This window comes from uncultured Gimesia sp., assembly GCF_963972345.1.
Classification (GTDB): domain Bacteria; phylum Planctomycetota; class Planctomycetia; order Planctomycetales; family Planctomycetaceae; genus Gimesia.
Genome location: NZ_CAXAVM010000198.1, coordinates 1 through 12,634, shown reverse-complemented (window position 1 = coordinate 12,634; position 12,634 = coordinate 1). Strand labels below are relative to the sequence as shown.

The window sequence follows — 12,634 nt, the reverse complement described above, 5'->3', positions numbered from 1 at the left end:
CCTGACAGTTTCCTGTTGTCTGCGACAACCCCGGATTGCATCCGGGGCGACCCGCTGTCAATGAAAGAGCCATCTGCGTCATTACGCTCACTCTGACGGGACGTCTTTTCGCTGTTCGATTTCCAGCAACCGTTTCTTGCGCCATAAACCGCCGCCGTAACCGGTGAGGGTGCCGTCGGCTCCGATGACGCGGTGACAGGGAATCAAAATCGCAATCCGGTTGTCGCCGTTGGCCCGTGCGACGGCTCGAACCGCGGTCGGCTGGCCGATGAGCGTAGCCTGTTCGGAATAGGAACGGGTCGCGCCGCAGGGAATGGTTCGCAGCGCCGCCCAGACTTTCTGCTGGAACTCGGTGCCGGGCGTGATCAATGGCAGATCGAATTCCGTCCGTTTCCCGGCAAAGTAGGCCTGCAACTGTCCTTCCAGAATGGGAAAGAAGCGATTGTCGCCGGGCAGCGCTTTCGCATTCAGATGCTTCTGCAGCCGATTGATCTGTGTCTCCAGCATCCGGCGGTCCGTGAATTCCAGCAGACAGATCCCCTGCTTCGTCGCGCCCGCCAGCATCGGTCCGAGGGGCGTTAAGATCCGATTGACGACAATCACCTGCTGACCGTTGCTCTTCGCCGGCGCGGTCCCCATCGTTTTTTTGAAGCCCTCGCCAAACCCGCTCAGCGATTCATACCCGCTCTGAAAAGCCGCGTCGGTGACCGACGATTTGTGTTGAATCTGGCTGAAAGCCTGGTTGATCCGCCGCATGCGGAGGTAAGCGCTGAAGCTCATGCCGTGCAGTTTCTGAAACCAGCGACGCACGCGGACCGGATCAAGGCCCCGCTCGCGCAGATCTTCGGCCTGCAGTCGGATGGTGGCGTCCTGCTCGACCTCTTCAATCAATGGCTGCAGCCAGTCGGGCGTGGAGCCCAGCGCCACCAGCGGACGACAGACCTTGCATTCGCGGTAGCCATTGGCGAGGGCCGTTTTCGCATCGGGAAAGTACTCGACATTCTCGGGCTTCGGCTTGCGGGCCGAGCAGGAAGGCCGACAGAAAATCCCCGTCGTACGGATCGCCGCAACGAAGACACCTTCAAAACTGCTGTCCCGCTCGACGAGCGCAGCGTACATCGTCTCCCGGTCCGGCAGCGATTCGATTGCGGTAACTGGTTTGTCTGACTGTGTCATTTCTGAAAATCCTCTGAATACCCGTGACTCTGTTAACATGGTATCCATTCCGCCCACAGCGACAACCGGGAAATGAACAGGGAATTGGGATTGGGGCAGCAACCTCAGACCACAGTCGGCCTTTAACCCACATGGTGCGTCAGCTCTGTTCCCCGTTTGCCGGCGAAATATTCTGCGATATTGGCGAAGGTGGTTTCGGCGATGTTATCCAGTGCCTCGCGGGTCAGGAATGCCTGATGCGAGGTGATCACCACGTTGTTGAATGTCATCAGGCGCGCCAGAACGTCATCGTCGAGCACCTGGTTCGAAATATCGTGGAAAAAGATACCCGCTTCTTCTTCGTAGACGTCCAGCCCGGCATAACCGATCTGCCCCGACTTCAAGCCTTCGATCAGTGAGACCGTCTCCACCAGGCCTCCCCGCGACGTATTGATGAGCATCACACCCCGCTTCATCTGGGCGATGGTCTGAGAATTGATGAGGTGATGCGTCTCCTCGAACAGCGGCAGATGTAATGTGACAATATCGGACTCAGCAAACAATGCGTCCAGACCGACATACTCTGTCTGTGGCAGTTGGGCGACTTCGGGATTTTCCTGCACGTCATATGCCAGCACCCGACAGCCGAACCCGTTCAGGATCTGCACAACGCACTGCCCGATTTTCCCCGTGCCAATGACGCCGACTGTTTTTCCAAACATATCGAAGCCGGTCAGCCCATCCAGAATAAATGCCCCGGCCCGATTCCGCAGGTAAGCCTGGTGCAAATGCCGGTTGAGCATCAGCATCAACGCCACCGTATGTTCGGCGACCGCATGCGGCGAATAAGCGGGAACCCGCACAACACTGATGCCATACTTCTGACAGGCCTCCAGGTCGACATGATTAAAGCCGGCACAACGCAGGGCAATCAGTTCCACCCCCAGCTCCGCCAGACGCGCGATGACTCGCTCATGCGCTTCATCATTGACGAAAATACAAACCACCTTGCAGCCGGCAGCCGCCGAAACCGTCTGCTCATTGAGCGGCGATTCGATGGCGATCAGCTGGAAACTGTCGTCGTTTCTCGCGGAGAACGATTGGAGGTCGTACTGCTTCGCATCAAAAAACGCAATCTGCCGACGGCCTTCCGCATCGTGTCCGTCCCGCGGCTGAGTCGCGTTCAACTCCGCCAGCATCCGCTCGTACCGGGCCGCGTTCAGGCCAGTCTGGCCCTGCAACTGCTCGATGAAAGCCTGAAGGCGTTCTCCGTCGTTCATGTCTACCACTGCTGACTCTCACTCTCTCGTTGAAACCGGTTCGATATAAAGTATCTGGCAAGCCTGTCCCCGATTATAAAGGGGCGAACACCGTCTGAACACAGTAAGCCAGCGGGAGAACAATACAGACGACAATTGACACGCGATGAATCATGACCGCCAGGTTCTCTGATCGGAAACTTGGTCCGCTAATCGGTTCATCCTGAGCATCTGTCGTCAATTCGAATCCACCTCGCCTGAATCAGTAATCAGACTGCGACACCTGCCACTCCCACCCGCCCCAGCAACAGCCTCACCCAAGGCAACTAAACCGCCTGGGCTGCCAGTGGAATACTTCTTCTTGCTGATCTTAATTTTTTTCCACGTTCTTCGGTAAGAATTTCTCATTTACTGACAAAAAAAGTTGCATCAGGCGACTTCATGGCTAGCGGGCCAACTGGTCCTGTACGGAGCCGGGACATTCACTTTGCCAGCCATCCAGTCCCCTTTTTTCTTACTTCCACGGTGTTGATGGGTATTCCTGATGACCATGAAATGAACTTTTCGCCTTCCGTTTCACAGAAGATAAATATCTTGACTTGATGAGAGAAATGCAGTCTTATATTTGAGATCTTCATCTTTGTTCATGCGATCTGAACTTGTCGTTCTAAACACCAATGTGACTTAAAGGAGTTTTGAATGCGTAGTTACTTCTGTTTTATGTTCCTTACGATCGCCCTGGGGTGTAACGCCTCTACTGGTACACCGGTCGATTCATCCTCAGATTCTGAAGCTGCGTCAAATGCGACGCCACAGCCTCAATCATCGCAGGCTTCTTCTGCTCCGACACTATCTGGAAAATGGCAGCTCGTGTCATTAATCCGAAATGGCAAAGAAGCCCTCGATGCAAGCGGAGCCCCGATCATTGCAGAGTTTCAGAATGGTAAACATACAATGAAGCAGGCTGAAAAGGTTCTGGCGAATGAAGAATACACACTCGATTTGACCACGACCCCTTACTCAATTAATATGGCCGTTGTCGATGGACCCCTCGCAGGAAAAAAGAGAACCGGAATTTTTGAAATCAATGGTACTGAGGCCAGACTATGTGTTACCGGTTCAGAAGAACGACCGCAGGAATTCAAATCAGACATAAAATCAAATATTCTGGTTCTGAAACGCATGTAGTAGAATTGCATCCCTGCACTGTACAATGCAGGCAGATCACTTCCTCAATTACTCAGAGCGACAACTCCTGAAACCCGTCCATGGGCACTTCCACGCACACGCCGAACGGGGCGGCGTTGACTGACGTCAGGTCGAGTTCGCCGTTCGTGATGTTGACGCGGGCGAAGCCGTTGTCCAGCGGCGTATAAAGATCGCTGTGCTGCTGCAGCATCAGCTGGCTGATTTGCCTGGGGAACGGGGTCAGGCCGCGAAAGTAGTGGTGGCCGTTGCGTTCGACCGACGTATTGCCCAAAGCCGCCTGCGCCGCGAGGTCCTGCAGCAACGCGACCGGGCCGATATTCACCAGGTCTTCGCCGCTCATCTGGTAACGGCTCGTGTTCTCGCGCGCGTTGCGAAAATTGATCAGGCAGCGATGGGCGGTCGTCTTCATGATGCCTTTGCAGTTTTTGTGGCTCGTCCCCGCGTAACCCAGCTGCAACGCCTGTTCCAGCGCACTGAGGGCGGCGTCCGATTCATCAATGATCACCGGCGGCCCGTTTTCCCAGTCGGCAATGTTCGCAATCGCAGGGTCCAATGCCACGCTGCGATGCAGGGGCTGCTCGATGAAAATCAGACGTTCGAAGAACCCAGACAACAATGCATCAGCCTGAATGCCGTCCCAGAGTTCGACGAAGCGAGGGAACTCGCGGTACTGCTCGTTGCCGTCCAGCGTGAACGAGAAGTTGTTTCCGCAATGCGCGGTGATAACCCGCGCGACGCACCGCAGCCGTTCCAGGTCGCGGTCGACATCGCCTTGCGCCTTGAGCTTGAAGTGCCGCAAACCGTAGACGCGAATGCAGTCTTCCAGCGTTTGCGGCAGCCCGTCATCGATGCGGTTCTCGGGCGTCAGGTCGGCGGCAGTCAACGGATCGGAGAGTCCGACCGTGTGGCGGGCGATGATTTTCGACAGCGGCTGATCAGGCAGAAACTCGTTCGGCGTGCGGCCCGCCAGTTCGGGGTGAATCGCCGCCAGATCCAGGCCGACGCGGTTCTCCCACAGCAGCGTCGCCAGGTTACACTGTTCGGCCCGGGCCAGCGCATCGAGCAGCGTGCGTTCGACCATGCTGACCCCAAACTGCGCCAGCAGCGAAGGCAGCCCCTGCTCCGCGGCCCACGTCACCTGTGCCTGGTAAACCTGCCGCCAGAAATCAAACGCGGGCGCGGCTGTCGCCTGCCGCGCAAACGCGACCGCCTGCCGAATGACCAGCAGCATCTCGTCGATCTCCTGCGTTGCCTGTTTCTCAGGCGACTTATCAAACCACCTGGGCAGCAGACCTTCCGCCGCAATGCCGGTGACGACCTGACCGTCAATTTCATACCGACACCGCAGAAACACATGCGGCGCCGCCGTCATGACGGCGATACCAAACCGAAACGGCATCCGGGTTTCTGTTTCCGTGCGGTGCAGTGTGGCGTCGAGGAGTTTGAGTTCGGAAAGCATGGGCGCGTGTTTTCGTTGGTGATCTAAGAGTGCAGTTTTCAGTCCATAACTGCATTATGATTGATTTGTGGAGAAATGCAAAAGAGTGCGGGAGAGGCCACCAACTCTGGTTCCCCTGAATTACCCATGGGAACATCACAGCATCGCAGTGCGTGGAACGGATGATAAATGAATAGGGGAGGTCCAATATTTTTTGAACCTCCCATCTGTTATTGCTTCGCAGATAATTCTCAGTGAACGCCAGCCACTTCACCGGGCCTCTGTCTGTGCTCTGCGATTATTCGACAGGCTGCAGCGCAGGCGGCGTCCAGTTGCCCTCCACAATCTGCCAGCCGGGAAGGTAACAGCGGACGATGTAATTCCAGCCGTCGGTGATGGGCAGATAATTGCTTGCCGTAGAGTCGCCGCCGAAATGGATCGTCACCTTGCCGTCATCATCGCGTTTGGCAGTGATGCTGTTGAACGAGTAGGCATTGAGGTCGTTAGGCGTGAAGAAGCCATCTTTGTTGTAAACGGTGACCGACCAGAAGGCGGCAACGGGCACGTCTTTAGGCATTGTGAGTGTGTAAGCGATCTGACCGTCGTTCTGCTTCGGCGTGACATTGAAGTACATCGCCCCGCGCTGCGGATTTCCGCCCCAGCCAAACGCGGCCCCCAGCAGGTGCTGGGTTGGATCGACGTCCCCTCTTGGCCCGAAGGCGTCCGGAAAGCCATCCAGCTTGGCAGCCAGTTGATTCAGCGCTTGACGGGTCGCCACAAGCGACGTCTCATCCCAGTCCGGCAGTTCGAGTTGGCCCGCCGATGCCTGCTCGACCTTGATCGCATCCTGCAGGGCGTGTGCCTGTTTCATGTCTTCCCGGCTGTTGGGATCACAGAAGGTGCGGAACACCAGCATCACATAACGCGTACCGACGTCGTCGATCGTCAACGTCACCTTACCCGCACCATTCTTGAGCACGGGGTTAAACTCGTCCTGGTCAATTACGAGCAGCGACTGGAACCGGTCCGGTGATGCCGGCTTGATGATCGTGATCGGGCTGGTCAAGTCGTACACACCAAAGGAATACAACGTGTCCCGATTGCCGCGGATCGTCGTCTGGTTCTCGACCGAATACACCTCGCGAAAATTCAAGAGCTTGCCGACGCCGCCCGCCTTGGCAGCATAGCCTTTGAACTGCATGTCGCTCTCAGCGCGAACGTAGTTCAGAATGTTGACCGTCTCACCGCCCTGTACGGCAGTCGACATGAGGCAGAAAAGCAGGACGCTGGCGAATCGAGTGAAGGCCACTTTAAACTCCTTAGAAAAACAGGTTCAAGTCACCGAAAGAAAAGAATCAGGTGAGTCTAACAGGTCAATCAGGTGTAAAGTAGTCTCAGCGAGCCTGGGGCCCCGAATGTTAAGCAGCCATTCTCAGTCGAACACGACGGCAATACCTGCTACCGGTTATTGAAAAGGACTGGCTTTCACCTGACCTGGACCCAGAGATCTTGAAAAATCTGACGAGCCTTTATGAACGTGAAATGGAGATCGTGTTTGACAGCCCCCTGCAAGAGACAGACTGCTCCAGGCTGATCAGTAGCAAGTTACCTGATATCGGGGACGAACTGTTTGGTTCCGGGCAGACAGTCCACAGCCATGCCAGCAAGCCCCTGCAGCAGTGGGGAATCACATCACTGCATTTATACGCCCGGCATTTTTAGGAAACCGGGACGGCTTTTGGTTCCTGGAACCTTTATTTGTTTTTATGTAATTAAATTCGGATTTTCTATTTCTTCTACGGTGAGAATCCTTGAATGTCTAGCAATTTCTTTGAATTTGTGGTTTGGCATCGGCTCACCGTTTTGACCTGTTACAATAGAGTGACCATAATCTTCATCTGTAGGATCGTGAATAATTTCGTATCCATTATTCCTCGCGTCAGAGGCACGAAAGATTGATATTCTCCATCTATCGTTGCTTTTTCCCCCTGCTGGTATTAACTCTAATAATTCTTTTGGCGAAGTAATCCGAAGAAGGGAACAAGATAAATAGTCTTCTCCTCGCCTCGTTTGCATTGCAAAGGATGAAGCACGTAAACCACCTTCTTTACGTTTAGCAACCATGTCCTCATCAGGCTGTATACGCCTCATAAGAATATCATCATCATCTATATTTTCCACAGCCCCCGATTGGCTCATTCATCGTCCATTACCATTTATCAGTAAGAATTTGTGCTATATCCATGAGATCATATGTAGTTATTTCTTCGAGATTTTTGTCAGGATCATTCTCATTATAATATGAGTAGCGAACACCTCGTGAAGCATCCACTTCGACGTCGAGTTCTTGATTACAATCATCCCACTCCCATGATAGCCCAACGTTGCCAGATACAGTGGGAACAACACGAGGGCGCCTGATCCCCTTTACCAAAGATAAATCGTAAAGAACTGTGAGTGCGCGTTCGACAGATTCTTCTCTTATTGGGAACGCCCCATAACTATCCCAGTTAGCGCTTAATTGAAGGAATCCAATAACTTTCTCCTCACAAGGACGATACCATTCAGCTGATCGTTCTCGAGATTCACGCCCCCACTCAACCGAATTATCAGCGCTTGTAGTCAAACATTTAGCACGAGAAAAAGTTGTTATATCATCTGCAGTAGCTGTTATAACCATTACTGGCTCCGTTTCCATCGTTCAACTTGAATGTGATCTTCGGTGAGGCTTGTAAATCCTTTTACAACCCAAATGTGAGCTAAGTTCATTCCTTCCTCTAGATCGCCATCTTCTTTAATATTCACCCTCGCTGTGATTTTTAACAGGATAAATTCTTGCCCTTCACCATCAACTGCGAAACTGGCTTCTACGTAAAGTCTTCCTTTATTTTCTTCTATTACAAAAACTCTGTTGAAAGACGCAATTTCAGGCGGTTGTGGAAGCCAGTTATCAGAAGTTTCCCATCGCAAACCAGTGAATACAGTTCCAAAAAAATCTATCAGTTTTTCATCTTCATAAGGATACAGTTGATTGATATAGGTGACTTCACAAAGATTTGGTTTGACTTGACCTAGTTCATTTTGCTGAGCCCACTCTGTGAATTCTTTAAATCCTGATAAGCATTGTGGGAGATAAGTTGAAAAACGAGGATATTTCTCACCTTCTTTCTGACACCAGTTAAAAACATATCTATCTGGCTGCAATTGCAACATCTTACTCCCGTGATCAGGTTCCTTATACCATACCCGGTCAGGCCCCCCCTCGTTGGCCTTGAATCGGATTCCTTGCATTCGCGGGATTCTTGGAAAAGGTTCTCTTACTGGGGCGAGCCTAGACTGATCTTCAACCACAGGAAATCTGTCTTTAACAGTCTCGTAGAACATGCCAAAGTGCGTAGATTTGAAATTTGATAGTTCATCAAATTGAACAGAAAGAGCGGTCTCAATGACTGGTGGATTTTCAAAAGATGGGCATTTTTCGTTACTCATGCTAAGAGTTTTTTCTCTTCCATATAAAGGCCATGATTAAACTTGGAGATCTAGAAGCCTTCGTAAAGCTGATCACTAATTATCATATACATCATAAAATAAGCAACGTGATCACATTTAGTACTGGTAAACTTACCTTGCATAAATATTCTACAAGATAGGCTGTTCCTACATAGCATTTTATACACATAGGCATAAATGGGTCAATGCATTTCACAAGCACATAAATAATACAAGTCATTTAGTTACAAAACCTTACAACTATACAAGAAACTTGTTACAGATTAATCGTGCACAAAAAAGCTCCACGGCTCATTCATCACCTTACCTTTTTTTCATCTCAGCGTGGCAGAGGCGATCGGAAAAATAGTTCGGGACGGTTTGTTGTCGAGTTTATTACTTTCGACGAGCGCCGCTCAGGGTTTTGTATTTCGTTCCAGCAGCAAGCCCTGGTAGCCGGCGGGGATCAGGAGTTGGTTGTTCCAGAAGCGGCAGGCGCCGTCGGTAAAGCTAAAAATCTGGTCGTTGGGGGGTGTTACCTTGGTAAACACCAGATGTGAACGTCAGCCCAGAAGACAGCAATTGATACGAGACAGCAATCCTGATAAATATAGACAGATTCAAATTCTATCTCTCAAAGGCTAACTGGCACAATGTGGTTTGATACAGACACACTATTTTATGGCCAAGACGGTCCTGACTACGACCTTGTCTGCCCGTCATGCGGAGGTCGTTGCGTCGGAAAAACGTACGCGCGCGGTGTGCATGGCACTTACCGTAACCCGTATATCGGGTTTTGTGTCAAACGAATTCTGTGCTCCCAATGTGGCATTGTTGACGAACTCAAATCGGGCGCGTCACTTGAGCATCGGTTCTGGTACCGAATCTGCATTGGTGACAACGTGCTATGGGCTGAGAATGAAAGCCGGCTTCGGCAGATCCGAGATGTCCTTAGAGGCAACGAAGACCGAAATCAGGCGGCGCTATATGCACTCCCCCAATGGCTGATCAAAGGCTCAAACCGATCTAAAGCGATTGTTAAGATTGAGCAAATGCTCGCAGATCGATCGTTACGTGGGACGGCAAACGGTTAAACGGTCGCCAGGAATCATTGCCCGGAACCAGTTTTCAATTCCGTGTGGCAGAGCCGTTCTGGTAAATGGGTGGTGTTTCTGATGGCAGTGGTTTAATCGGCAGCCTAGCTTGCATTGTTTTGAAATGTGTCAGTTCAAGCCGAGGTCTTGTATAAATCGGGCCGTGGGAACAACCTCGTCAGCATCGACACCGAGTTGATCGACAATAATTTCTTTGATGATTGAAAACACGGTGTCATAGTCTGTTTTTGCAGGCGGATTCGTTGCGACAGTCACTCCCACGATCCGTATGGTGATGTCACCAAATGTCGTATATCCGTCTGGCGTCCGGGTACGCATATTGATTGTGAGCCAATTGAGAATTATGCCCAATGCGATGGTTGCCAACCAGATCAATGTCAGTATTTCAACGTGCCACGGAAGGACTGCCATCAATGCAATCGGGAAACTGAGAACGACTACTACCAGAGTTTTGCGCAGCCAGGCAGGTCGCCTCAGTTCACGCGGATGTGATTTCAATAACTCGGGCAGTTGCTGCCAAAGACGTTTTCGATCAGATTCGTCCAGCACCGTTTCGACATTGTCTCGCGGGCGTAATCTCAGGTCAGGATCATTTCGGATATCGCGCACGAGATGTCGCAGTGAGAGAAAACTGGACAACGAAGGGCAATAGACTGTATCAGCGGCGTGAATACGATCGAGGCAGAATCCCACCAGATCGTCCACAGTGCGTATTTCTGAAGAGACATCGTCCGGTATCGTTATACCGAATTTGTCTTCAATTGCCATTACAAGTGCGACGCCATCAAGACCCATGATTTAAGCTCATCACATCAAACGGGATTCAAAGTTTCTGGAACCTGTATTTGTCTGGAAGTCTTATCATTTTCTGCTGTCGTCTAATTCCACAATCACTTCGCCTGACTTTGCTCGAATAAACCTGGTGACGCCGGCTTCGTTCTCAATGGTGATCTTTTCTGATTCGTCCAGTTCGAGGAGTCGGTCTACCAGTTGCCTCATTTGTTCTTGTTCCGGCGCAGGTGGTTTGGGGGTGTCTGATTCCAGATTCAGCAGGCGTATGACATAGATCGAGAATAATTCGCTGGCGGTTGCGCTCTTCATGGTTTCCACTGCAGTGGGGCAGGCGTTCTCGACAAGGCTTTTCATCATATAGATGTAACGATCATAGACGTAACTATCCCCCATGAGGGGTTTCTTATTGACGATCTCCCTGATTTTCATACAGGTTTCGCTGGCATCCCTGGCCGAGGCCACTTCCCGCATTCCTGGATACGTGCTGCTGCAAAGATCGAAGTGTAAATACAGAACATTCAAGTACTCTCGTTCGGTCAACGTCGGGTGTTGCTCCTGTTTCGTAATGATCTGCTCGCATTCCGCCTTCAACTCTTTGGGCCAGAGACGCATCATGTCTTTTTCACAAAACATGGAACGGGAACCGATAAACGGCGAACCTTTCAGGTAACGCGGTATTAGCTCTCCCCTGACGTCGTCCCATTCCAGTGTTTTTAATTCATCGACGTACGCACGGTACATTTCCGGCGAATGTTTGTGCTCGTCGCTCAGAAACAGAATGGACCGAACGAGATACGTTCCCTGGGACTCGAACGGGCTCCGCAATACGTAACCGGTGACAAAGTAGGTCAGATACGTGGAAGAAGCAGCCATGTAGATGAGCAGGATAAACAGTAAAAAGGTGATCAGGCCTTGATGCTTAAGTAACTTCCAGGGATAACGTTGAAACAGTTTCATTGCAGACATCCGCAAAAGTTCCGTGTTCTTGATATCTGTTCGTGAGTGGTCTTTCGGTCTTGTTCCATTCTAACCGATGCCCGAGGAACTAACAGCATTGTTTTCGTTGAAGTGTTGTTCCGAGGTTGGTTACCTGGTTGTAAAACAGTGCAGAGGTGAGCGGGTAGAATTGCATTCGGGGTTACCCATTGTCTGTTTTTGTGTGGTTTGGTGTTTTTCGTGGTCGAATAATGACGGGAGCGGGTTTGCTCTGGTCCCATTGGGGTGTGAAACTGGTGCGAATCTCGCCAGGCGGGCGGACACATGGGTACCGCCCCTACAGCCTGGCAGGTCGGTTTCATTGATCTGAATTGTGTGGCTGATCTGACGGTTTCCTGTTGTCGGTGACAACCCCGGATTGTATTCGGGGGCGACCCGATTTTCTTTCCTGTTAGCCGAACGGCGTTAGCCGCGGTTGCTGCGAGTTCGTCCGGCCGTGCCGAGTCGAGGGGCAGCCCGGTTTCGGATTGGACGCGGCAACTGAGACCTCCTGCTCGCGATGCTCGCCCCGAATTGCATTCGGGGTTACCCGTTGTCTGTTTACTGGTTCGTGATTTTCATCTGCGGGGAATGGGGGCCGATAATTATAATTCGCTGTGGACCAGGTGGGGGAGCTGTTTACGTCATCGCAGTTTAGCAAGTCAACAGTGCCGTCCAACGCGGTTCTGGTTAATCTCGATAAACCGGGGCTAACGCCCTGCGGCTAATCAGGTTGGATCTGGTGTTCTGGTTTGAATGTCTGCTCTGACAGTTTTCTGTTGTCTGCGACAACCCCGGATTGCATCCGGGGCTACCCGTTTCTTTCTTGTGACTTTACAAAATAAGGATTGAGTTAGAGTGATGGACGGTTTTGATCGATTATTCATTTATGAGTCTTGTGTGAGTACTGATTTCGGGATCAGTCTGCTTTCATTGTTCGCAAGATTATTTTCTGCAGGGGCGCGGGCCTGTCAAGGGGGTCTGAACGGATTCGGGTGGCGATACGGGTTGACAGCGAACCGATATGGGGCGATGGCCGGGCGGTTGTGGGGCGAAAGCCTGCGATGTGCGGCGACCCGCAGGGTTACATCAGGAATGAGTGCGGATATGAGAACTGATGATCTGGAAAAAACAGGCTTATTTATAGTGAAGATCAGGAACCGGTGTCGCGTGTTTCAGTGCTCTGTAAACTGGTCACGCGC

The 12,634-nt window shown here is 51.6% G+C and carries 12 protein-coding genes; 3 read left to right on the top strand and 9 right to left on the bottom strand.

Going from position 1 to position 12,634, the window contains the following annotated elements; genetic code table 11:
• Positions 1-87 precede the first annotated feature (87 nt).
• Complete coding sequence (locus AACZ40_RS23855; RefSeq protein ID WP_291166720.1) at positions 88-1,176, bottom strand: methylated-DNA--[protein]-cysteine S-methyltransferase; 1,089 nt, start codon at positions 1,174-1,176, stop codon at positions 88-90.
• A gap of 122 nt (positions 1,177-1,298) precedes the next feature.
• Complete coding sequence (locus AACZ40_RS23850) at positions 1,299-2,435, bottom strand: 2-hydroxyacid dehydrogenase (RefSeq protein WP_291166719.1); 1,137 nt, start codon at positions 2,433-2,435, stop codon at positions 1,299-1,301.
• Positions 2,436-3,113: 678 nt separating this feature from the next.
• On the opposite strand from AACZ40_RS23850, the gene AACZ40_RS23845 reads away from it, so the two are divergent.
• Entirely contained in the window at positions 3,114-3,602 is a 489-nt protein-coding gene (locus AACZ40_RS23845) for a TIGR03067 domain-containing protein (RefSeq protein WP_291166718.1), read from the top strand.
• Between the two features lie 52 nt (positions 3,603-3,654).
• Here the strand turns inward: AACZ40_RS23845 and AACZ40_RS23840 are convergent, their stop codons facing one another.
• Together AACZ40_RS23840 and AACZ40_RS23835 are read right to left on the bottom strand one after the other, a co-directional pair.
• On the bottom strand, positions 3,655-5,082 hold the full coding sequence (locus AACZ40_RS23840; protein ID WP_291166717.1) for a hypothetical protein: 1,428 nt from the start codon (positions 5,080-5,082) through the stop codon (positions 3,655-3,657).
• A 277-nt stretch (positions 5,083-5,359) separates the two neighbouring features.
• Positions 5,360-6,370 carry a DUF1214 domain-containing protein gene (locus AACZ40_RS23835; RefSeq protein ID WP_291166716.1) on the bottom strand — a complete coding sequence of 337 codons (1,011 nt, stop codon included), beginning with the start codon at positions 6,368-6,370 and terminating at the stop codon, positions 5,360-5,362.
• Between the two features lie 200 nt (positions 6,371-6,570).
• Between AACZ40_RS23835 and AACZ40_RS23830 the strand changes: the two genes are divergently transcribed.
• The gene (locus AACZ40_RS23830; RefSeq protein WP_291166715.1) at positions 6,571-6,783 is read left to right on the top strand and encodes a hypothetical protein; all 213 of its coding nucleotides are present in this window, start codon (positions 6,571-6,573) and stop codon (positions 6,781-6,783) included.
• A gap of 42 nt (positions 6,784-6,825) precedes the next feature.
• Here AACZ40_RS23830 and AACZ40_RS23825 read toward each other — a convergent pair whose 3' ends face one another.
• From AACZ40_RS23825 to AACZ40_RS23815, 3 genes are read right to left on the bottom strand one after another with little or no spacing between them, the layout of a single operon-like run.
• The gene (locus AACZ40_RS23825; RefSeq protein ID WP_291166714.1) at positions 6,826-7,260 is read right to left on the bottom strand and encodes a hypothetical protein; all 435 of its coding nucleotides are present in this window, start codon (positions 7,258-7,260) and stop codon (positions 6,826-6,828) included.
• 10 nt (positions 7,261-7,270) lie between these two features.
• Positions 7,271-7,741: a hypothetical protein gene (locus AACZ40_RS23820; protein WP_291166713.1), complete on the bottom strand. Its 471-nt coding sequence runs from the start codon at positions 7,739-7,741 to the stop codon at positions 7,271-7,273.
• Positions 7,741-8,550, bottom strand: coding sequence for a TIGR04255 family protein (locus AACZ40_RS23815; protein WP_291166712.1), 810 nt, complete (start codon positions 8,548-8,550; stop codon positions 7,741-7,743). The genes AACZ40_RS23820 and AACZ40_RS23815 overlap by 1 nt, the downstream gene beginning before the upstream one ends.
• A 290-nt stretch (positions 8,551-8,840) precedes the next feature.
• Here AACZ40_RS23815 and AACZ40_RS23810 point away from each other — a divergent pair, with 290 nt between their 5' ends.
• Positions 8,841-9,110 (top strand): hypothetical protein, encoded by a 270-nt coding sequence (locus AACZ40_RS23810; protein WP_291166711.1) that lies wholly within the window; start codon positions 8,841-8,843, stop codon positions 9,108-9,110.
• Between the two features lie 663 nt (positions 9,111-9,773).
• On the opposite strand, the gene AACZ40_RS23805 is transcribed toward AACZ40_RS23810, so the two are convergent.
• Together AACZ40_RS23805 and AACZ40_RS23800 are read right to left on the bottom strand one after the other, a co-directional pair.
• Positions 9,774-10,460, bottom strand: coding sequence for a hypothetical protein (locus tag AACZ40_RS23805; RefSeq protein WP_291166710.1), 687 nt, complete (start codon positions 10,458-10,460; stop codon positions 9,774-9,776).
• Positions 10,461-10,526: 66 nt separating this feature from the next.
• Positions 10,527-11,414, bottom strand: a complete 888-nt coding sequence (locus AACZ40_RS23800; protein WP_291166709.1) for a hypothetical protein — start codon at positions 11,412-11,414, stop codon at positions 10,527-10,529.
• Between the last annotated feature and the right edge of the window lie 1,220 nt (positions 11,415-12,634).

Coding starts and splice junctions, on each gene's coding strand:
- AACZ40_RS23855 (WP_291166720.1), bottom strand. CDS start 1,176: ATGACACAGTCAGACAAACCAGTTACCGCAATCGAATCGCTGCCGGAC.
- AACZ40_RS23850 (WP_291166719.1), bottom strand. CDS start 2,435: ATGAACGACGGAGAACGCCTTCAGGCTTTCATCGAGCAGTTGCAGGGC.
- AACZ40_RS23845 (WP_291166718.1), top strand. CDS start 3,114: ATGCGTAGTTACTTCTGTTTTATGTTCCTTACGATCGCCCTGGGGTGT.
- AACZ40_RS23840 (WP_291166717.1), bottom strand. CDS start 5,082: ATGCTTTCCGAACTCAAACTCCTCGACGCCACACTGCACCGCACGGAA.
- AACZ40_RS23825 (WP_291166714.1), bottom strand. CDS start 7,260: ATGAGCCAATCGGGGGCTGTGGAAAATATAGATGATGATGATATTCTT.
- AACZ40_RS23820 (WP_291166713.1), bottom strand. CDS start 7,741: ATGGTTATAACAGCTACTGCAGATGATATAACAACTTTTTCTCGTGCT.
- AACZ40_RS23815 (WP_291166712.1), bottom strand. CDS start 8,550: ATGAGTAACGAAAAATGCCCATCTTTTGAAAATCCACCAGTCATTGAG.
- AACZ40_RS23805 (WP_291166710.1), bottom strand. CDS start 10,460: ATGGGTCTTGATGGCGTCGCACTTGTAATGGCAATTGAAGACAAATTC.
- AACZ40_RS23800 (WP_291166709.1), bottom strand. CDS start 11,414: ATGAAACTGTTTCAACGTTATCCCTGGAAGTTACTTAAGCATCAAGGC.